This window comes from Nocardioides caldifontis, assembly GCF_008087345.1.
GTDB classification, from domain to species: domain Bacteria; phylum Actinomycetota; class Actinomycetes; order Propionibacteriales; family Nocardioidaceae; genus Marmoricola_A; species Marmoricola_A caldifontis.
The window spans coordinates 1-19,634 of the sequence record NZ_ML701737.1 but is presented as its reverse complement, the minus strand read 5'-3'; the positions used below and the strand labels follow the sequence as shown (position 1 = coordinate 19,634).

General features: G+C 73.3%; 22 protein-coding genes and 1 pseudogene. 17 read left to right on the top strand and 6 right to left on the bottom strand.

What is annotated here, in order from left to right; genetic code table 11:
• The first annotated feature begins 52 nt into the window (after window positions 1-52).
• Entirely contained in the window at window positions 53-523 is a 471-nt protein-coding gene (locus tag FIP57_RS05760; protein ID WP_148572594.1) for a GtrA family protein, read from the top strand.
• Here the strand turns inward: FIP57_RS05760 and FIP57_RS05755 are convergent.
• Both FIP57_RS05755 and FIP57_RS05750 read right to left on the bottom strand, forming a co-directional pair.
• Window positions 520-720, bottom strand: a complete 201-nt coding sequence (locus FIP57_RS05755; protein ID WP_148572593.1) for an ANTAR domain-containing protein — start codon at window positions 718-720, stop codon at window positions 520-522. The two genes, FIP57_RS05760 and FIP57_RS05755, sit on opposite strands and share 4 nt — an antisense overlap.
• Before the next feature lie 47 nt (window positions 721-767).
• Window positions 768-1,511 carry an AfsR/SARP family transcriptional regulator gene (locus FIP57_RS05750; protein ID WP_148572592.1) on the bottom strand — a complete coding sequence of 248 codons (744 nt, stop codon included), beginning with the start codon at window positions 1,509-1,511 and terminating at the stop codon, window positions 768-770.
• A gap of 221 nt (window positions 1,512-1,732) precedes the next feature.
• Between FIP57_RS05750 and FIP57_RS05745 the strand changes: the two genes are divergently transcribed.
• Window positions 1,733-2,662 carry a manganese catalase gene (locus tag FIP57_RS05745; RefSeq protein WP_148572591.1) on the top strand — a complete coding sequence of 310 codons (930 nt, stop codon included), beginning with the start codon at window positions 1,733-1,735 and terminating at the stop codon, window positions 2,660-2,662.
• Between the two features lie 37 nt (window positions 2,663-2,699).
• Window positions 2,700-3,872 (top strand): putative manganese transporter, encoded by a 1,173-nt coding sequence (locus FIP57_RS05740; protein WP_148572590.1) that lies wholly within the window; start codon window positions 2,700-2,702, stop codon window positions 3,870-3,872.
• Here FIP57_RS05740 and FIP57_RS05735 read toward each other — a convergent pair.
• Together FIP57_RS05735 and FIP57_RS05730 are read right to left on the bottom strand one after the other, a co-directional pair.
• Entirely contained in the window at window positions 3,869-4,597 is a 729-nt protein-coding gene (locus tag FIP57_RS05735; protein ID WP_148572589.1) for a hemerythrin domain-containing protein, read from the bottom strand. The genes FIP57_RS05740 and FIP57_RS05735 overlap by 4 nt on opposite strands.
• A gap of 64 nt (window positions 4,598-4,661) precedes the next feature.
• Window positions 4,662-5,462: a siderophore-interacting protein gene (locus FIP57_RS05730; RefSeq protein ID WP_148572588.1), complete on the bottom strand. Its 801-nt coding sequence runs from the start codon at window positions 5,460-5,462 to the stop codon at window positions 4,662-4,664.
• Between the two features lie 86 nt (window positions 5,463-5,548).
• Here FIP57_RS05730 and FIP57_RS05725 point away from each other — a divergent pair, with 86 nt between their 5' ends.
• From FIP57_RS05725 to FIP57_RS05695, 7 genes are all read left to right on the top strand, one after another.
• The gene (locus FIP57_RS05725) at window positions 5,549-7,141 is read left to right on the top strand and encodes a flavin-containing monooxygenase (RefSeq protein ID WP_148572587.1); all 1,593 of its coding nucleotides are present in this window, start codon (window positions 5,549-5,551) and stop codon (window positions 7,139-7,141) included.
• Window positions 7,138-7,560, top strand: coding sequence for a YciI family protein (locus FIP57_RS05720; protein WP_148572586.1), 423 nt, complete (start codon window positions 7,138-7,140; stop codon window positions 7,558-7,560). Before FIP57_RS05725 ends, FIP57_RS05720 begins: the two co-directional genes overlap by 4 nt.
• Window positions 7,557-8,822 (top strand): RNA polymerase sigma factor, encoded by a 1,266-nt coding sequence (locus FIP57_RS05715; protein WP_148572585.1) that lies wholly within the window; start codon window positions 7,557-7,559, stop codon window positions 8,820-8,822. The genes FIP57_RS05720 and FIP57_RS05715 overlap by 4 nt, the downstream gene beginning before the upstream one ends.
• A gap of 28 nt (window positions 8,823-8,850) precedes the next feature.
• A complete protein-coding gene (locus FIP57_RS05710) occupies window positions 8,851-9,870 on the top strand; it encodes an LLM class flavin-dependent oxidoreductase (RefSeq protein WP_148572584.1) in 1,020 nt (339 codons plus the stop codon).
• A 45-nt stretch (window positions 9,871-9,915) separates the two neighbouring features.
• The gene (locus tag FIP57_RS05705) at window positions 9,916-11,418 is read left to right on the top strand and encodes an amidohydrolase (protein WP_148572583.1); all 1,503 of its coding nucleotides are present in this window, start codon (window positions 9,916-9,918) and stop codon (window positions 11,416-11,418) included.
• 162 nt (window positions 11,419-11,580) lie between these two features.
• Complete coding sequence (locus FIP57_RS05700; protein ID WP_148572582.1) at window positions 11,581-12,213, top strand: hypothetical protein; 633 nt, start codon at window positions 11,581-11,583, stop codon at window positions 12,211-12,213.
• Between the two features lie 25 nt (window positions 12,214-12,238).
• Window positions 12,239-12,568 carry a chorismate mutase gene (locus tag FIP57_RS05695; RefSeq protein ID WP_148572581.1) on the top strand — a complete coding sequence of 110 codons (330 nt, stop codon included), beginning with the start codon at window positions 12,239-12,241 and terminating at the stop codon, window positions 12,566-12,568.
• Here the strand turns inward: FIP57_RS05695 and FIP57_RS05690 are convergent.
• A complete protein-coding gene (locus FIP57_RS05690) occupies window positions 12,556-13,554 on the bottom strand; it encodes an aldo/keto reductase (protein WP_238993313.1) in 999 nt (332 codons plus the stop codon). The two genes, FIP57_RS05695 and FIP57_RS05690, sit on opposite strands and share 13 nt — an antisense overlap.
• Before the next feature lie 111 nt (window positions 13,555-13,665).
• Here FIP57_RS05690 and FIP57_RS05685 point away from each other — a divergent pair, with 111 nt between their 5' ends.
• The 7 genes from FIP57_RS05685 (at window position 13,666) to FIP57_RS05655 (ending at window position 19,071) form a co-directional block, all read left to right on the top strand.
• Window positions 13,666-14,427 (top strand): DsbA family protein, encoded by a 762-nt coding sequence (locus FIP57_RS05685; RefSeq protein ID WP_148572580.1) that lies wholly within the window; start codon window positions 13,666-13,668, stop codon window positions 14,425-14,427.
• Window positions 14,424-15,074: a vitamin K epoxide reductase family protein gene (locus FIP57_RS05680; protein WP_238993312.1), complete on the top strand. Its 651-nt coding sequence runs from the start codon at window positions 14,424-14,426 to the stop codon at window positions 15,072-15,074. The genes FIP57_RS05685 and FIP57_RS05680 overlap by 4 nt, the downstream gene beginning before the upstream one ends.
• A 70-nt stretch (window positions 15,075-15,144) precedes the next feature.
• Window positions 15,145-16,530: a cytochrome P450 gene (locus FIP57_RS05675; RefSeq protein ID WP_162529692.1), complete on the top strand. Its 1,386-nt coding sequence runs from the start codon at window positions 15,145-15,147 to the stop codon at window positions 16,528-16,530.
• Window positions 16,531-16,627: 97 nt separating this feature from the next.
• Window positions 16,628-17,782, top strand: a complete 1,155-nt coding sequence (locus FIP57_RS05670) for an alcohol dehydrogenase catalytic domain-containing protein (RefSeq protein ID WP_238993311.1) — start codon at window positions 16,628-16,630, stop codon at window positions 17,780-17,782.
• Between the two features lie 52 nt (window positions 17,783-17,834).
• Entirely contained in the window at window positions 17,835-18,167 is a 333-nt protein-coding gene (locus FIP57_RS05665; protein WP_148572578.1) for a cupin domain-containing protein, read from the top strand.
• Window positions 18,164-18,592 (top strand): DUF309 domain-containing protein, encoded by a 429-nt coding sequence (locus FIP57_RS05660; protein ID WP_148572577.1) that lies wholly within the window; start codon window positions 18,164-18,166, stop codon window positions 18,590-18,592. Before FIP57_RS05665 ends, FIP57_RS05660 begins: the two co-directional genes overlap by 4 nt.
• On the top strand, window positions 18,589-19,071 hold the full coding sequence (locus FIP57_RS05655) for a DUF2243 domain-containing protein (protein ID WP_148572576.1): 483 nt from the start codon (window positions 18,589-18,591) through the stop codon (window positions 19,069-19,071). The genes FIP57_RS05660 and FIP57_RS05655 overlap by 4 nt, the downstream gene beginning before the upstream one ends.
• A gap of 79 nt (window positions 19,072-19,150) precedes the next feature.
• Here the strand turns inward: FIP57_RS05655 and FIP57_RS23105 are convergent.
• Window positions 19,151-19,634 (bottom strand): annotated as a pseudogene (locus FIP57_RS23105) (hypothetical protein); the annotation flags it as partial.

Here is a 19,634-nt window from a genome sequence, read left to right as displayed (position 1 = left end):
CATCAGCCGTGTCGGGTTGGAAGGATCTCAGCATGGACCAGGGTGGCCGCAGGTGGGGAGCGCGCTGCTCGCGTGGCGTCGCGCGGCCGTGGTGAGGCCCTGGCAGCGCCGGGGGACGGGGAAGGTCAGGACGGTCCTCCTCCAGCTGGTCGTCTACGCGGGCGTCGGCGGGGTGCTCAACGTCGTCTACGTCGCGATGTACGCGGTGTTCCGGGTCTGGGCCAGCGCCCAGTGGGCCAACGCGGTGGCGCTGGTGCTGTCGACGCTGATCGGCACCTGGGGTCACCGTCGCGTCACCTTCGGCGTGCGGGGGCCGGAGGGCACGGTGAACCACCAGACCCTGGGGATCGTGATGCTGGTGTTCGGGCTGGCGGTGACCGCAGGCTCGCTGTGGCTGCTCGAGGCGACCGTCGACGAGCCGTCGCGGTGGAGCGAGCTCGTCGTGCTCGCCGCCGCCAACCTGGGGGTGGGGCTGGTCCGGTTCACCGCTTTCCGTCTCGCGATGGTGCCCGACCAGGACTAGGACGACGCCGCGCGGCGGGCGACCGCAGCTGCGACCACGGCCAGGGCGACGACCTGGAGCTCGACCCGGTGCCGGCGTGCGAGGCGTCCCAGCAGCGCGAGGGCGCTCCCCTCGCTGAGGTCGTAGCGCTCCATCGCGATGGCGCTCGCTTCGCCGACCGCGTCGGTCCGACCCTTGGTGGCTGGCTCCTGCACCATGGTTCCTGGCTACCCGGACCACCCGGTCCGGAAACCGCGCAGGGCGGTCACCCCCGGTGCGCGTCCACCGGCCGGCCCAGCAGGGGCGCCACCATCGAGCGGATCGCCGGCGAAGGTGGGAGCCCGAGCTCCTGGGCGAGGAGCCGCCGGTAGCCGTCGTACTGCCGCAGCGCCTCGGCGTGGTTGCCCTCGGCGAGGTGCACCGCGATCACCCGGCGGTGCGCGCTCTCGCGCAGCGGCTCGGAGCGCACGGCGCCGAGCCCGGCGGACAGGGCCTCGGTGAACCGTCCGTCCTCGCACCAGAGCGCCGCCACCCGCTCCAACGCGTGGAGCCGCTTCTGGCGGAACGCCTCCTGCTCGACGACCAGCCACTCCTCCTGGGAGTCGGGCAGCAGGTCGCAGTGGAGCGGCGCGAGCTGCTCGGGCGACACCCGTGCCGGCGGGTCGGCCGAGCACAGGGCGGCTGCGAGCTCCTCGGCCTCCCAGAGGTCGACGGCGACGTCGGGGTGCAGCCGCACGGTGCTGGAGCTACCGGCGACGAGGGTCCGGCCGCGCGGCCGCGGCAGCCGCCAGAGCACCGAGCGCAGGCTGGCGCAGGCACGGGACGGTGGCGTCTCGGGCCACAACCGCTCGGCGAGAGTGGTGCGGCGCACGGGGCGTCTGCGGTGCACCACGGCGAGGTAGGCCAGGACCCGCTGGGCGGGTTGCGGCAGCGGCAGGGGGTCGCCGTCGAAGGTGAGCTCGAGGTCGCCCAGCAGCGACAGACGGGCCTGAAGGGCTTGTGGTTCCATCCTCGCCTCCTCTCGGCCCCTGGCCCGTTCCCGCCTGCCACGCAGCCATGCGCCGCGCCGGGGACGGCGTGGTGACGCGCCGGTGACGCGGCGGAGGACGAGCCGGTCGACACGACGGGCACCCCCGGATCCACGCGACGACCCACGGCCGGGTCACGAGCGTCGGCGAGCGTCGTCCGGGACGGGGCGACCAGCGCCCTGCACCGGCCATGGAGGTCCTCGTGTACCGACACACCAAGCAGCTGCAGTACAACGCCAAGCCCGAGCGCCCCGACGCACTCTTCGCCGCCAAGCTGCAGGAGCTCGTCGGCGGCCAGTTCGGCGAGATGACCGTGATGATGCAGTACCTCTGGCAGGGGTGGAACTGCCGCATCCCCGGCAAGTACAAGGACATGATCCTCGACATCGGCACCGAGGAGATCGGCCACGTCGAGATGCTCGTGACGATGATGGCCCGGCTCCTCGAGGGCGCCCCGTCGGAGACCCAGGCCCAGGCCGCGGCCGCGAACCCGGCGCTTGCCGCGGTGCTCGGTGGTCAGAACGTGCAGCACGCCATCGTCACCGGCGGCGCGGCGATGCCCACCAACAGCCAGGGCGTCCCGTGGAACGGCGGCTACATCGTCGCCAGCGGCAACCTGCTCGCCGACTTCCGGCACAACGTCGCGGCGGAGGCACAGAGCCGGCTGCAGACCTCACGGGTCTACAACATGACCGACGACCCGGGGGTCAAGGACATGCTCCAGTTCAACCTCGCCCGCGACACCTACCACCAGCAGCAGTGGCTGCTCGGCATCGAGCAGCTGATCGAGGACGGCTTCACCGACGGCATCGAGGACTCCCACGCCGACGAGGAGAAGACCGAGCCTGGCCACACGTTCTACTCCTTCACCGAGGGGAGCACCGCGGCCGAGGGGCGGTGGGCGCAGGGCACGACGCTGATCGGCAACCACCAGATCCAGTTCGAGCCGGGGGTGGCGCTCTCCGACGACGTGCAGCAGGTGCCGCCGCCGGACCCGGAGCTCTTCTCGACGTACGACGGGAGCATGGGGCCCGGCAAGCCGGGGACCGCCGGAGGGGCCTACGTGCAGGGCGCCGAGAACCTGCTGAGCAAGGCCAAGGAGAAGCTCACCGGCGGCGACGCCGAGGGCTGAGCGCCCACGGTGACCACGGAGTCCCAGGAGAACTGCCATGACCGAGCTCCTCGTCCGTCCCCTCGCCGACGCGTTCATGCAGGTCGGTGTCTTCGTCGCCCTGCTCGTCGCACCCTTCGGGTGGGCGCGCTACCGCTGGGGGCGCCGCCTCGACGCGGCGCTGGTGCGCTACCGCCGGCTCGGGCCGGTGCTGGCGGCCGCCCTGACTGCACCGCCCGGGTGCGGCGGAGCGATCGTGGTGATGGCGCTCTACGTCCGCGGCGCGGTGAGCTACGGCTCCGCGATCGCGGCGCTGGTCGCCACGATGGGGGACGCGACGTGGGTGCTCCTCGCGGCCGATCCCGTGCTCACCCTCGAGCTGAAGGCGCTGCTACTCACGACCGGGGCGGTGACCGGCTACGCGGTCGACGCCCTCGGCATCGCGCCCCGGCTGCGCCTGCCGGGCGCCGGTGACCCGGACCCGTCCGGCGTCGTGCCGGACGGGCCGGCGCCCCGACCGGCCGCCCCGTCGGGCGGGGGCGCCCCGACGGTGGCGCTCCTGGAGGCCCCCGCCCCCGCCCCGGCACCGGCCCCGGCGGCCCTGGCCCTGCCGCGGGTCGAGCTCGGCACGGTCAACGCGACGCTGTGGTTGCTGATCGGGGCTGCGGCGCTGGTCAGCGTGCCGGCCACCTTCCGGCTGCTCGACCCGGCCGCGGTCGGCACCTCGCTCCTCGGCGGGGTGGACCCCTACCTCGCCCTCGGCACGATCGGCACGACCTTCGCCGTGTTCGCGTTCGCGCGGAACGGCTGCAAGCTCGCCGACGACGACACCCGCACCGCCCACCCGGGCTCGCTGGCGCAGGTGATGCGCCACGGTGGGCAGGAGGTCGCGTTCGTGACCGTGTGGGTCGCGGTGGCGTACGTCGCGTGGGCGGTGCTCTCGCACGTCACCCGGTTCGACGGCTCCCAGCTGCCCCTGCTCGGTGTGGCCGGCGTGGTGGTCGGTGCGCTCGTGGGGCTGATCCCCGGCTGCGGCGTGCAGATCGTCTTCACCGGGATCTTCATCGCCGGTGGGATGCCGCTCTCGACCCTGGTCGCGAACACCATCAGCCAGGACGGCGATGCGTTGCTCCCACTGCTCGCGCTCGAGCACCGCTCGGCGCTGCTGGCCACCGTGATCACCACGATCCCCGCGGTGGTGGTGGGGTCGGGGGTCCTGCTCCTCGGCTAACCGCGGTGGGTGCTCGGGTGCTCCCCGCGCCGGAGCACCCCGACGCGCTCGACCCGGCCGGCGCCCTTCGCCAGGGCTCCGCTCGCCCGCCTCATCGCGGGGACGAGGGGGCCGGGACCTCGGCGGGCGAGGGCGTCGAGGCCGTCCCGGCTCCGGTCGAGCACGGTCAGCGGCAGCGCGGCCAGGGCATTGCCCGGTGGGCGCCGGGCCACGACCGGGTGCGGGCGCGTGGGGGCGGTCCGGCGTACGGCCTCCCAGGCGGCGCCGAGCCGGCGCAGCCGGCGCTCGTCGACGGCCTCCTGGAGGCGGGGGAGGAGCTGGTCCTCCTCGTCGCGGACGTCCTCCCGGAGCACCTCGACGAGCCGGTCGAGCGCGGCGCGTCGCTTCTCGAGCGGGAGCTCGCCGGCCTCGAGCGAGGTCCAGAGCTCGTTGACCTCCTGGTGCTCCTGCTCGACCTGGAGGGTGAGCGCCTCCCCGTCGGGCAGCCGACGGCGCAGCTCGGGCCAGAGCACCGACTCCTCGGCGAAGGCGTGCGGGAACACCAGCCGGGCGATCCGATGGAGCACCGCCTCCTGGGCCGGCGTCCGCTCGGGCCCCTCGCGGTCCACCAGCGTCTCCAGGTCGCGCAGGAGCCGGTCCAGCTCCACGTGGTCGCGCTTCTGGCGGACCAGGACGCTCCAGGTGCCGCCCAGCTCGGCCTCCGTCTGCTCGGCCAGCGAACGCATCGGTGCCCTCCCGTCGTCGGTGTCTGTCGTCGGCGCGGTGCCCGCTCCGGCGGCGACCAAACGGTCAGGCGACGTCGGCCTCCATCGCGGCCACGAAGTCGCGCTTCACCTCGCGCCAGGCCTCGTCGGTCATCGTCCGCCGCCAGTACGGCGAGCACGACATCTGGCTCCGCTCGAGCCCCCGGTCCTGGAGCAGGTGGCGGCGGACCCCCCGGATCTCCTCGGCCTCGCCGTGCACGAAGGCGTGCACCTCGCCGGCCGGGAAGGCGGCCGTGCGTAGGGACTCGAGGAGCAGCGCACCGTCGGCGGGCGTGCCGGCGCGGTGCAGCCAGCGGAGGTCGAGCCGCGCGTCGGTGGGCAGCGGGAGCTCGTGGTCGGGGCCGTCGCAGACCAGCCGGACGACCGCGGTCGCGTCGGCCGGGAGCGCCTCGAGGGAGGCGGCGATCGCGGGGAGCGCGGACTCGTCGCCGACCATGAGGTGCCAGCCGGCGGTGGTGGAGGGGCGGTAGCCGCCCGCGGGCCCCTCGAGGACGAGCACGTCGCCGGGTGCCGCGCGGAGGGCCCAGGCGCCGGCCACCCCGGTGGTGCCGTGCACCACGAAGTCCAGGGTCAGCTCGCGTGCGGCGGTGTCCCACCGGCGGACGGTGTAGCGGCGGCGGGCCGGCCACTCCTCGCGCGGGGCCGAGTCCCGCACCGCGCGCGGGTCGTAGACCTCGTCGTACGACGCGCCCGCCGGCCGGAAGGCGAGGTTCACGTAGGCGTCGGTGGAGTCGACCATCGCGAACCCGTCGAGGGTCCCGCCGGCGAGGACCACCCGGACCATCGTCGGGGTGAGCCGCTCGACCCGCTCGACGTACCCGTGCATGACACCTCCTGGAGTTAGGTGACCCTAACCTAGCCGACGGCGGAGAATACCGGGCAGGATGTGGCTCCCCGTACCCCAGGAGCCGCATGACCGCCACCGAGCAGGAGCCGGAGGAGCTCGACGTGCTCGTCGTCGGCGCCGGGATCTCCGGGATCGGTGCCGGGAGGTACCTCCGGGTCGAGCACCCGTCGAAGTCGTTCGCGATCCTCGAGGCGCGTAGCGCCTCCGGAGGGACGTGGGACCTGTTCCGCTACCCGGGCGTGCGGTCGGACTCGGACCTGCACACGTTCGGCTACGACTTCCGGCCGTGGCGCGACCGGGAGTCGATCGCGACCTCCGACCGGATCCTCCGCTACCTCCGGGAGACCGCGACCGAGAGCGGGCTCGACCCGCACGTCCGCTACCACCACCGGGTGGTCGCCGCGGACTGGTCCTCCGAGACCGCCCGCTGGCTGGTCGAGGTGGAACGCACCGACACGGGGGAGCGGCTGCGGCTCGCGGCCCGGTGGATCTTCTGCGCCTCCGGCTACTACCGGTACGACGAGGGGTACACCCCGCACCTCGAGGGGCGCGACCGGTTCCGCGGGGAGGTCGTCCACCCCCAGCACTGGCCGGACGAGCTCGACCACGCGGGCAAGCGCGTCGTGGTGATCGGCAGCGGCGCGACCGCGGTGACCCTGGTGCCCGCCCTGGCGGAGACCGCCGCGCACGTGACGATGCTGCAGCGGACGCCGACCTACGTGATGCCGGTGCCCTCGGTGGACCGCGTCGCGCTGCGGCTGCGGCGGTGGTTCGGCGAGGAGCGTGGCTACGCGATGACCCGCCGGAAGAACATCGCCCAGCAGCGGGCGGTGTGGCTGTTCTGCCAGCGGTTCCCGAAGGCCGCGCGCCGGCTGATCCGCCGGGTGAACACCAAGGTGCTCCCGGAGGGCTACCCCGTCGACGAGCACTTCAGCCCGCCGTACGACCCCTGGGACCAGCGGCTCTGCGCCGCCCCCGACGGCGACTTCTTCGCCGCGATCCGCGCCGGCACCGCCTCGGTGGTCACCGACCGCATCGCCACGTTCACCGAGGAGGGGCTCCTGCTGGAGTCCGGGCGCACGCTCGAGGCCGACCTCGTGGTCACGGCGACGGGGCTGAACCTCCAGGTGTTCGGCGGCATCGGGCTCAGCGTCGACGGCCGGCCGGTGTCCGTCCCTGACACCGTCGTGCACCGCGGCATGATGCTCAGCGGCGTGCCGAACTTCGCGATCGCGATCGGCTACACCAACTCCTCGTGGACGCTGAAGGTCGGGCTGCTCTGCGAGTACTTCTGCCGGCTGCTGCGCCACATGGACGAGCACGGCCACGACACCGTGCAGGCCGAGGCGCCCCCGGGGCTGCCCACCCGGCCCCTCCTCGACTTCGGGGCCGGCTACGTCAAGCGCTCGCTGGCGGAGCTGCCCCGGCAGGGACCGCAGCCGCCGTGGGTGATGTCGACGGGCTACCACGACGACCGCCGGCTGCTCCGCGAAGGCGCCGTGGCGGACGAGCACCTGCACTTCTCGGGACCCCGCGACCGGGTCGCAGAAAAATCTCGAGAAAGTTCTGGAGGTCGTGTCGATCCTGCCGCGGCCCCTTCGACGCGTAGGCAGGAGGAGCCACCCGGGCGCCTCACGGGAACGAGGAGTTCACCATGAAGTACATGCTGATCATGCGCGCCACCGCCGACGCCGTGGAGGCCTCGAAGGAGCTCGACTTCGAGGAGATCATCAACGCGATGGGCGCCTACAACGAGGCGATGATGAAGGCCGGCGTGCTGGTCGGCGGCGAGGGGCTCACCGACCCCGAGGAGGGGTTCGTCGTCGAGTTCGGCGGGGAGAAGCCGGTGGTCACCGACGGGCCGTACGGCGAGGTCCACGAGCTGTTCAACGGGTTCTGGCTGCTCGAGGTCTCCTCGAAGGAGGAGGCGGTGGAGTGGGCGAGCCGCGCGCCGCTCGGGCCGGGGAGCAAGCTCGAGGTGCGGCGGGTCACCGCGGAGGAGGACTTCGCGGACTACGCCGACAACGAGTACATCCAGAAGGAGAAGGGCTGGCGCGAGGAGCAGGCCGCCCGGTGAGCGGGCCCGCGGCGGACCCTGCCGCCGTCCGCCGCACGGTCGACGCCGTCTGGCGGATCGAGAGCGCGCGCATCGTCGCCACGCTGGCCAAGTGGGCCGGCGGCGACGTGGGGCTCGCCGAGGACCTCGCGCAGGAGGCCCTCGTCGAGGCCCTCACGCAGTGGCCCGGGTCAGGCGTCCCGCAGAACGCGGGCGCCTGGCTCACCACCGTGGCGAAGCGGCGCGCGATCGACCGGTGGCGGCGCGACGACCGGCTCGCCGAGAAGTACCGCGTGCTCGCGCAGGAGCTCGACGAGCCGGACGACGTGACCTGGGAGCCGATCGACGACGACGTGCTCCGGCTGGTCTTCACTGCCTGCCACCCGGTGCTGGGCCGCGAGGCCCAGGTGGCGCTGACGCTCCGGGTCGTCGGCGGCCTCAGCTCGGAGGAGATCGCCCGCCTCTTCCTGCTCCCGGTGCCGACCGTCCAGCAGCGCATCGTCCGGGCGAAGAAGACCCTGGCCGCGGCGAAGGCGCCGTTCGAGACGCCGGAGCCCTCGGAGTGGGCCGAGCGGCTGGGGGCGGTGCTCGGCGTCGTCTACCTGGTCTTCACCGAGGGGTACTCCGCCACCACCGGCGACCGGTGGGTCCGCACCGAGCTGGCGAACGAGGCGCTCCGCCTCGGCCGTGTCCTCGTCGGGCTGCTGCCCCGCGAGCCGGAGTTGCACGGGCTGGTGGCCCTGATGGAGCTGCAGGCGTCGCGGTTCCGTGCGCGGACCGCCCCCGACGGCTCCCCGGTGCTCCTCGAGGACCAGGACCGGTCGCGCTGGGACCACGGCCAGGTCCGGCGCGGTGTCGAGGCGCTCGCGCAGGCCGACGCCCTGGCCGCCGCTGCCGGGCGGGGCCGAGGCCCCTACGCGCTGCAGGCCGCCATCGCGGAGTGCCACGCGCTGGCGCCGAGCGTCGAGGAGACCGACTGGCACCGCATCGTGGTGCTCTACGAGGCGCTCGGCCGGCTGGCGCCCAACCCGGTGGTCGAGCTGAACCGCGCGGTCGCGGTCTCGATGGCCGCCGGGCCGGAGCCGGCCCTGCGGCTCGTCGACGAGCTCGCCGCCCGCGGCGAGCTCACCGGGTCGCACCTGGTGCCCAGCGTGCGCGGCGAGCTGCTCGCCCGGCTCGGCCGCACCGACGAGGCGCGGTCGGAGCTGCTCGCGGCCGCGAGCCTCGCGCGCAACGACCGGCAGCGGCAGGTGCTGGTCGACAAGGCAGCCACGCTGGGATGAGCGGGAGCCCCCGCTGTGTTGTGGCGGCATGAAGAAGATCGGCTTCCTGTCCTTCGGCCACTGGTCGCCCTCCCCGCACTCGCAGACCCGCTCGGCGTCCGACGCCCTGCTGCAGTCGGTCGAGCTCGCGGTCGCCGCCGAGGAGATCGGTGTCGACGGCGCCTACTTCCGGGTGCACCACTTCGCCCGCCAGCTCGCCTCGCCGTTCCCGCTGCTCGCCGCGATCGGCGTGCGGACCAGCCGGATCGAGATCGGCACCGGCGTGATCGACATGCGCTACGAGAACCCGCTGTACATGGCCGAGGACGCCGGCGCCGCCGACCTCCTCGCGGGCGGCCGGCTCCAGCTCGGCATCAGCCGCGGCTCACCGGAGCAGGTGGTCGACGGCTACCGCTACTTCGGCCACGTGCCGGCCGAGGGCACCGACCACGCGGCGATGGCGCGCCAGCACACCGAGGTGCTCCTCGAGGTCCTGAAGGGCGAGGGGTTCGCCGAACCCGATCCGCGCCCGATGTTCCCCAACCCGCCCGGGCTGCTCCGCGTCGAGCCGCACTCCCCGGGGCTCCGCGAGCGGATCTGGTGGGGCGCCGGCTCCCGGGCCACCGCGGAATGGGCGGCGGAGAAGGGGATGCACCTGATGAGCTCCACGCTGCTCACCGAGGACACCGGCGTGCCGTTCCACCAGCTCCAGGCCGAGCAGATCGAGCGGTTCCGGGCCGCGTGGAAGGACGCCGGCCACCCGGGCGAGCCGCGGGTGTCGGTGAGCCGGAGCATCTTCCCGATCGTCAGCGACCTCGACCGCGCGTACTTCGGCGCCGAGGCGGGCAGCCAGGACCAGGTCGGCCACCTCGAAGGCGGCCGCGCGCGGTTCGGCAAGACGTACGCCGGGGAGCCCGACCGGCTCGTCGCGGAGCTCGCCGAGGACGAGGCCGTCGCGGCGGCGGACACGCTGCTGCTGACGATCCCCAACCAGCTCGGGGTCGACTACAACGTGCACGTGCTCGAGAGCGTGCTGCGCCACCTCGCCCCGGCGCTCGGGTGGCGGTGAGCCGCTGACCCGGGCCGGCCCCATCGTGGGCCCTATCGTGGCCCGATGCTGCTGCGCGAGGTCCGGCTGGTGCCGGTGCGGACGCCCGCGGTCCCGGACCATCCGGTCGACCTGCGGGTGCGCGACGGCGTCGTCGCCGAGGTGGCGTCGCGGCTGGACCGCGAGCCCGGCGAGGAGCTCGTCGAGGCCGGAGGCCGCTGGCTCGTGCCCGGCCTGTGGGACGCGCACGTCCACCTGACGCAGTGGGCGCTCGGACTCACCCGGCTCGACCTGGCCGGCACCGCCAGCCCCGAGGAGGTCACCGCGGCGGTCGCCCGGCACGTCGCCGCGACGCCGGGGGAGACCGGCACCGTGGTCGGCTACGGCCACCGCTCCGGGACCTGGCGCCGGTGGCCGACCGTCGCCGAGCTCGACGCGGTCGCCGGCGGCCGCGCCGTCGTGCTGGTCAGCGGCGACGCCCACCACGGCTGGCTCAGCTCCGAGGCCCTCCGGTTGCTCGGCCTGCCGCCGCGTGAGGGGCCGCTCGAGGAGGACGACTGGTTCCCGGTGTACGCGCGGCTCCGGGAGCTGCCCGGGCCCGAGGTGGACGACCTGGCCGTGCACCGGGCCGCCGTCGAGGGCGCGGTCGCGCGGGGCGTGGTGGGGATCGTGGACCTCGAGTTCTCCCGCCCGTGGGCCGAGTGGCCGGAGCGCGTCGCCGCCGGGGTCGACGGGATCCGGGTCCGGACGGGTGTCTACCCCGACGAGCTCGACGAGGTCCTGCGCGCGGGGTGGTGCACGGGGGAGCCGCTGCCCGGCGGGGCGGGGCTGATCACGATGGGGCCGTTCAAGGTGATCTCCGACGGCTCGCTCAACACCCGCACGGCGTACTGCTGCGAGCCCTACGCCGACGCCCGGGAGCTGCCGGCACCGCGCGGGCGGCAGAACCACACCCGTGAACAGCTCGAGGAGCTGCTGACCGCGGCGCGCAACGGCGGGCTGGAGGCGGCCGTCCACGCGATCGGCGACGCGGCCGTGACCTCGGCGCTCGACGCGTTCGAGTCGACCCGTGCCCGTGGCTCGGTCGAGCACGCCCAGCTCGTGCGGCGCGACGACCTGCGCCGGATGGCGCGGCTGGGGCTGCGCGCCAGCGTGCAGCCGGCGCACCTGCTCGACGACCGCGACGTGACGGCACGGTGCTGGCCCGACCGGATGGACCGGTGCTTCCTGCTCCGCTCGATGCTGGACGCCGGCGTCCAGCTGGCGCTGGGCTCCGACGCCCCGGTGTCGCCGCTCGACCCGTGGGGCTCGATGGCGGCCGCGGTCCACCGGTCGGCCGACGATCGCGAGCCGTGGAACCCGGGGGAGGCGCTCACGGCGGCCGAGGCGCTGGCCGCGAGCACCGACGGGCGGGGGACACCGACGCCCGGAGCGCCTGCCGACCTGGTGCTGCTCGACGCCGACCCGCTCGCCGGCCACGACACCACCCGGGCGGTCGCCGCGCACCTGCGGTCGATGCGGGTCGCGCTGACGGTCGTGGCCGGAAGGGTCCGCCACACCTCCTTCTGAACAAGGCGGATCCCGCTCCGGCGAGGGGGAGTGACCAAGGTCCCAACCGGGTAAGTCTCGGGCGTCGAGCCCCAGTCCGCCACCGTCGCGGTGACGAACCCTCGACGAGCCGATCGAAGAGCTGACCGACCGGGCCGCTGCCCGGGGCGGGCGAGGTGACGTATGAAGAGCTACCGGGTGCTGTGGGCCGGGGCATGGGCCGTGGTCCTCGCCCCCCTCTGCTTCGTCGGGCTGCTGCTGGGTGAGCCGGCCGTGGTCCTGGTGCTGACCGGGCTGGCCGCAGCCCTGGTCGTGGCGCTGTTCGAGACCCGCCACCAGCGACGATGGTGGATCGAGGTCGCGATCGCCGTCGGTGGGTTCAGCGCCGCCGTCTACGCGGTCGGGCTGCTCGCCGCCAGCGGTGTGGTGCTCCTGGTCGGTGCGACCTCGCCCCCGGCCCTGCGGCTGCTCCGCGACGCGCTCCGCCGGGAGCGCCGCACGTCGAAGGGCGTGGCGGAACGCTCCACGCGCAGCGAGCAGGTCCGTCGGGGCGCCCCGCTCGACCCGGAGTCGTTCACCGGCATGGTCGAGCTCCTCGACGACCACGAGCTGATGACGGCGTGGCGGCACAGCCACGAGGTGCTCGGCTACACGAACCTGCCGACGCTGCGGCTCGAGCTGGTCGCGCTCCGCCAGGCATACCTCGACGAGATGGAGCGGCGCGACCCGACCGGCTTCGCCGCCTGGATCGAGGCGGGCGCGAGCCGGGACCCCGAGCGGTTCCTCACGCCGCGCCGGACACGCGAGCTGGAGTAGCCGGCCGTCTGCTTGGATCGGGGGCGTGACCGACGTGCCCGATGCCACCGAACGGCTGCACCGGCTCCGCGCGAGCATCGACAACCTCGACGCCGCGCTCGTGCACCTGCTCGCCGAGCGGTTCCGGTGCACCCAGGAGGTCGGCGAGCTCAAGGCGTCCGCCGGGATGCCGCCCGCCGACCCCGACCGCGAGGCCTACCAGATCAAGCGGCTGCGGGCCCTGGCCCACGAGTCGGGGCTGGACCCGCACTTCGCGGAGAAGTTCCTCGCCCTCGTCATCGACGAGGTGATCCGGAACCACGAGGCGATCAAGAGGTCGCGCCCCGGGGCCCCGGACCAGGGTCACCAGGCGTAGGCCTCCGGCGCCGGACCGCCCGGCCCCGGGAAGAGGGCGTCGAGCTCCTCGAGCACGTCGTCCTCGAGGCGTACCGACATCGAGTGCAGCGCTCCGTCGAGCTGCTCCATCGTCCGGGGGCCGATGATCGGCGCGGTGACGACCGGCTGGTGGAGCAGCCAGGCCAGGGCGACGTCGGCCGGCTCCTCGCCGATCTCGTCGCAGAGCTCCTCGTACCTCTTCAACGCCTTGCGGTGCTTCTTCAGCCCCTCCTTCGCGCGCCCGGTCAGCCGTCGCTTCCCCTCCTGGGTCTTGCGGACGATCCCGCCGAGCAGCCCGCCGTTCAACGGTGACCACGGGACGAAGCCGAGCCCGTAGTCCTCGCACGCGGGGAGCACCTCGAGCTCGACCTCGCGCTTGAGCAGGTTGTAGATCGACTGCTCGCTGACCAGGCCGAAGCGGCCGCGCCGGTGGGCGGTCTCGTTCGCCTTGGCCAGGTGCCACCCCGCGTGGTTCGAGGCGCCGAAGTAGAGCACCTTGCCCTGCGTGCGGAGCACCTCGAAGGCCTCCCAGATCTCGTCCCACGGCGTACGCCGGTCGACGTGGTGCATCTGGTAGAGGTCGATGTGGTCGGTCTGCAGCCGGCGCAGCGACGCGTCGCAGGCGTGCCGGATGTTGCGCGCGGACAGGAACGTGTCGTTGGGCCAGTCGCTCATCGAGCCGTACAGCTTGGTCGCGAGCACCGTCTTCTCCCGGCGCCCGCCGCCCTGGGCGAGCCAGCGGCCGATGATCTGTTCGGTGATCCCCTCGCCCTTGACCCAGCCGTAGACGTTGGCGGTGTCGAAGAAGTTGATGCCCACCTCGAGAGCCCGGTCCATGATCGCGTGGGAGTCCTCCTCGGAGGTCTCCGGGCCGAAGTTCATCGTGCCGAGGCAGAGCCGGCTCACCGAGAGCCCGCTGCGGCCGAGGTGGGTGTGCTCCATCTGTCCGGGTGTGGCCTGAGTCATGGTCGGCATCGTGCCCTTCCGGGCGGATCCTCACGCCAGGGCCCCTAGCCTGGAAGGACGAGACCACCACCAGCCAGGCCCCACGGGCCGCACGGGAGCAGCGACGCGACCATGAACCAGAAGGCCCGGACCAGGACCCAGGAGCTCCGCAAGCAGCAGCAGGAGGCGGCGCGACGACAGACGCAGCGCCGGCGGCTGGTCACGGCCCTCTCGGCCGTGGTGATCGTGGGGCTCCTCGCCGCGATCGTGTGGGCGGTGGTCGACGCCGCCGGCGGTGACGACACCCCGGGCGCGACGGGCGACGTCACGCCGCCGGGCAACCTGTCGTCGCAGGGTTCGATCCCGGTCGGCTCGGACGACGCCGCCGTGACGGTCGACCTCTACTACGACTACATGTGCCCGGCGTGCGGTGCCTTCGAGGCCGCGAACGGCGAGGAGCTGACCGGGCTCGTCGAGGACGGCACGGTGCGCGTCGAGCTGCACCCGATGAACTTCCTCGACCCGACGTCCAACGGCACCGACTACTCCACCCGCGCGGCCAACGCGATCGCGACGGTCGCCGACGCAGCCCCCGGCGCGGTCTGGGACTTCCACTCCGCGTTGTACGCGAACCAGCCGGAGGAGGGCACCGAAGGGCTCAGCGACGAGGAGATCGCCGGCATCGCCGAGGACGTGGGCGTCCCCGCCGACGTGGTCGACCGGTTCGCCGACCGCACCTTCGAGGCGTGGGTCGACTCGATGAACGCGGCGGCCAACCAGGACGGGGTGACCGGCACGCCGACGGTGCTGGTCGACGGCGAGAAGTTCGAGGGCGACCTCTACTCGACCGGCCCGCTGACCGAGGCGATCGAGGCCGCGGCGGGTGGTCGGTGACCGCCGGCCTCGACGACCGCGTCGACGACCACCCGACCGAGGGTCGGCTGCACCGGCTCCGGCACCACGACGCGACCGTCTGGGCCACGATGCTGGTCGCCTCCCTCGCGAGCCTCGTCGCGTCGTTCGTGCTCTCGGTCGACGCGCTGCGGCTGGCGGAGGACCCGAGCGCCGACCTCGGCTGCAACATCAACGCCGTCATCAGCTGCGGCACGGTCGCAGGGTCGTGGCAGTCGCAGCTGCTCGGCTTCCCGAACGCGTTCCTGGGGCTGGTCAGCGAGCCGGTGGTGATCACCCTCGCGGTCGCGAGCCTGGGCGGGGTGCGGTTCCCGCGCTGGTTCATGGCGGTGGCGCAGGGGTTCTACACGATCGGCCTGGTCTTCGCGTACTGGCTGTTCCAGCAGGCGATGTTCGACATCGGGGCGCTCTGCCCGTGGTGCCTGCTGGTCACCCTCGCCACCACGCTGGTCTTCTTCGAGCTGACCTACGTCAACATCCGCGACGACAACCTCTTCCTGCCGCGCGGCGTCCAGCGACGGCTCGAGGCGCTGGTCCGCTCGAACCTCGACCTCGTGCTCGTCGTCGTGTGGATCCTCCTCATGGTCCTCGCCGTCGTCCTCAAGTACGGCGACGCGCTGTTCGCCTGAGGGACCGCGTACCGTCGGTGGCGCACCTCGCCGCACCTCGCCGCACCTGCCAAGCGACGAAAGGACCGACGTGAGCCTCCATCGCCAGTCACCTCCGCCGAACGGACGGGCGGGCGTCGCCGACCGGGTCGACCGGCTGACCGGTGGGCGGCTCCGCGCCGGTGTCCGGTGGATCCTCGGCCAGGCGCTGCCGCACACCGTGATCATCCGCGCGGGACGCCGGGGCGACCTGCACGGCCGGCTCTTCGCGGCCTCGAACGACGGCCGGCTCCCGGTCCTCCTCGAGGCGTACGACGCCCTCCGCGCCGAAGGGCCGCTCTACCGCGGCAAGTACGCCTACGTGACCGTCGACCACGCCACCCTCAAGGAGGTCCTGACCAACACCGACCTCCACGCAGGCGTCGACGTGGGCGGTGCCGGCGGCCCGCTGGCCCGGCTCCAGGCCTGGGGCGAGGCGGCCGCGCCGCTGGGGCCGATCACCCCGCCGTCGTTGCTGGTCACCGAGCCGCCGGACCACACCCGTTACCGCAAGCTGGTCAGCCGGGTCTTCACGGTCCGGGCGGTCAACGAGCTCCGTGGCCGCACCGAGCAGCTCGCCGACGAGCTCCTCGACGCCCTCGTGGCCGAGGGTGCCGAGGAGGATCCCGTCGACCTCGTGGAGCGCTACTGCGCGCTGCTGCCGGTCACGGTCATCGCCGAGATCCTCGGTGTCCCGGTGGAGGAGCGCCACCAGGTGCTGGAGTTCGGCACCGAGGCCGCGCCCAGCCTCGACCTCGGGCTCGGCTGGCGCCAGTTCCGCCGCGTCGAGGGTGCGCTGCACCAGTTCGACGCGTGGCTGGAGCGGCACATCGCCCGGGTGCAGCGCGAGCCCGGCGACAACCTGCTCAGCCGGATGGTCACCGCTCGCGTCGACGGCCGGGGGCTGGACCCGGTCGAGCTGAAGTCGACCGCCGGGCTGGTGCTCGCCGCCGGCTTCGAGACCACCGTGAACCTGCTCGGCAACGGGATCGCGTTGCTCCACGAGCACCCCGACCAGCTCGCGCTCGTGCAGGAGCAGCCCGACCTCTGGGCCAACGCCGTCGACGAGGTCCTCCGGCTCGACCCCCCGGTGCTGCTGACCGGACGGATGGCGGCGAAGGACACCACCGTGGCCGGCGTACGGCTGGGGCGGGGAGCGGTGGTCACCGCCGCGCTCGCCGGCGCCAACCGCGACCCGCAGGTCTTCGAGGACCCGCACCGCTTCGACGTCACCCGTGCCAACGCCGCCGACCACGTCTCGTTCTCCGCGGGGCGCCACTACTGCCTCGGCGCGGCGCTGGCACGGATGGAGGGTGAGATCGGGCTCCGCCGGCTGTTCGCGCGCTACCCGCGGCTCCGCCTGGTCGACGGCGCGCGGCGCCGGTCGACCCGGATCCTGCGCGGCTACGAGCAGCTGCCCGCGGTGCTGGAGGGCTGAGGGGCTTCGCCCCGGAGCGGTTCGGGTAGGGGAGGGGGACCGACCCCCGACCTCAGGAGCCCCGTTGAAGGCAGTCACCTGGCAAGGCGTCCACGACATGCGTGTCACCGACGTCCCCGACCCGACGATCCAGGAACCGACGGACGTGATCATCAGGGTCACCTCGACGGGGCTGTGCGGGTCGGACCTCCACCTCTACGAGACGCTCGCGCCGTTCATGGAGGCCGGTGACGTGGTCGGCCACGAGCCGATGGGGATCGTCGAGGAGGTCGGCAGCGCGGTCACGAAGCTCAAGGCCGGTGACCGGGTCGTCGTCCCGTTCAACGTCTCCTGCGGCTCCTGCTGGATGTGCGACCAGCAGCTCTACAGCCAATGCGAGACGACGCAGAACCCCGAGCACGGCACCGGTGCGAGCTTCTTCGGCTACAGCAAGCTCTACGGCCAGGTGCCGGGCGGGCAGGCGGAGTACCTGAGGGTCCCGTTCGCCGACTTCCTGCCGGTCAAGGTGCCCGAGGGTCCCTCCGACGACCGGTTCCTCTTCCTCTCCGACGTGCTGCCGACCGCGTGGCAGGCGCTGAAGTACGCCGACGTGCCGGACGGCGGGACCCTCCTGGTGCTCGGTGCCGGGCCGATCGGCGACATGGCGGCACGGATGGGTGTGCACCAGGGGTACCGGGTGATCTCCGTGGACCGGGTGCCCGAGCGGCTCGCCCGCGTGGAGAAGCACGGTGCCGGCGCGGTGAACCTCGACGAGGCCGAGAAGCTCGGCGGCGTGGGCGTCTTCGTCCGCGAGCTGACCGGCGGCCGCGGCCCCGACGCGGTCATCGACGCGGTCGGCATGGAGGCGCACGGCTCGCCGCTCGCGCAAGGGATCCAGAAGTTCGCCGGCATGCCGCCCGACGCGGTGGCCGAGCCGGTCATGAAGAAGGGCGGCGTCGACCGGTTGGCCGCGCTCTACACCGCGATCGACGCGGTACGACGTGGCGGCACGATCTCGATCTCCGGCGTGTACGGCGGCGCGATGGACCCGATGCCGATGTTCCAGCTCTTCGACAAGCAGGTGCAGCTGCGGATGGGCCAGGCCAACGTGCGGGCGCACACCGACGAGCTGCTCGGGATCCTCGAGCAGGGCGACCCGTGGGACGTCGAGTCCTTCGCCACCCACCACCTCCCGCTGGACGAGGCCCCACAGGCCTACGAGCACTTCCAGAAGAAGGAGGAGGGGATGGTGAAGGTGGTCTTCCGGCCGTGACCGCCGGACGTCGCCGTCCCTAGGCTGACCGACGACAGGGAAGGAGCCGGACGTGGACAGCATCTCCCTCAGCGGGCTCGCCCGTGAGCACCTCGAGCAGGCCCGTGAGGCGCACAGCGGACGCAGCGGGCACACCGTGCACGGAGGGCAGCACCACGTGCTGCGCCAGACCCTCATCGCGATGCGGGCCGGCGCCGCGCTCGACGAGCACGAGAGCCCGGGCGAGGCCACCCTGCAGGTGCTGCAGGGCCGGGTGCGGCTGGTCGCCGGGGGCGAGGGGCAGGACGGTGCCACCGGCGACCTCCTCGTCATCCCCGACGCGCGGCACAGCCTGCAGGTCGAGGAGGACTCGGTCGTGCTGCTGACGGTGGCCAAGCGGCCGTGACAGCCACCCCCGACCGCGACCGCGACGAGGAGGGCCGCGCCCGGCAGGCGAGGCCACGCGACGCGCTCGGCCGGCCGCTCCCCTACGGCGCCACCGGTGTCGAGCCCGTCGACGAGACGCCGCGGCCGCCGGAGGAGACCATCGCGATGGCGCGGGAGCTGCTCGAGCAGGGGCGGCCGTTCTCCGCCCACGAGGTCCTCGAGGTGCGGTGGAAGAGCGGACCGGCCGAGGAGCGCGAGCTGTGGCAGGGGCTCGCGCAGCTCTGTGTCGGGCTCACCCATGCCGCGCGGGGCAACGCGATCGGGGCGAGGCGGCTGGTCGAGCGGGCCGCCGGACGGCTCGGGACGTACGAGCGCGGCGGCGGACCGACGTACGGGCTGGTGCTGGGGGAGCTCGTCGAGTGCGCCCGGAGGAGGGTGGGATGAGCGGCGTCCCCTCGCGGCTGTCGGGGTTGCTCTACGGGCTGGGGCTCGGTGGCTTCGTCGACGGCATCGTGCTCCACCAGCTGCTCCAGTGGCACCACATGGTGAGCCACGTCGACGACTACCCGCCGACGACGGTGGCCGGGCTCGAGGTGAACACCATGGCCGACGGGTTCTTCCACCTCGCCACGTGGTTCCTGGTGCTCGGCGGGTCGATCACCACGATCGTCGAGTGGCGCAAGGGCCGGCTCGCGCCGAGCTGGAGCTTCCACTTCGGGCTGGTGCTCGCCGGGTGGGGGATCTTCAACGTGGTCGAGGGGTTGATCGACCACCAGCTGCTCGGGATCCACCACGTCCGGGACGACCTCGGTGCCCCGCTCTCGTGGGACCTCGGGTTCCTCGCCTTCGGGGTGCTGCTGATCGCCGGCGGCTGGTGGCTGCACCGGCGCGGCCTGGCGGAGGTCCGCGCCCGGGCGGGGTGACCTGCTGTCGTGCTCGCGTGAGGGCATGCCGGTAGCCCGCATCGCGGATCGCGGTGCGGGTCTCCGGCTCGGGGGTCGGCTAGTCGGCTTCGTCGCGGGATCGTGTGCCCGGTGGCGGCAGGTCGGGGATGCGTTGGGTGCCGGTGTGGTCGACGGTGTATCGCTTGCCCAGTGGTGAGGTCCAGGTGAGTGACCGGTCGGGTTCTCGCCGGTACGCCCAGGCCGTATGGGTCTTCACTCGGTGGTGGTACCTGCAGAGCTTCCCGAGGTTCTGGCTGTTCGTCTGCCCTGGCGGTCCGCCGTCCGCGGGATCTGCGTATTCGGTGATGTGGTCGAGGTCGTACCTGCCCTGGCTGCCGCACCAGGGGAACACGCACGTGGTGTCGAGGTGGTCGATCTGGGCCCGGAGGCGGGGTGGGGCTTCGTGGGCGTCGATGCTGATCCGTTCGGCGAGGTCGACCACCGGCGTCACGGTGACCTGCGCTCCGGGGGCGAGCTCGGCCAGCCACTGCTGCACCGCGGCGGTGGGCCGAGGGCCGAGGCCGTCGATCCGGGCGACCGGG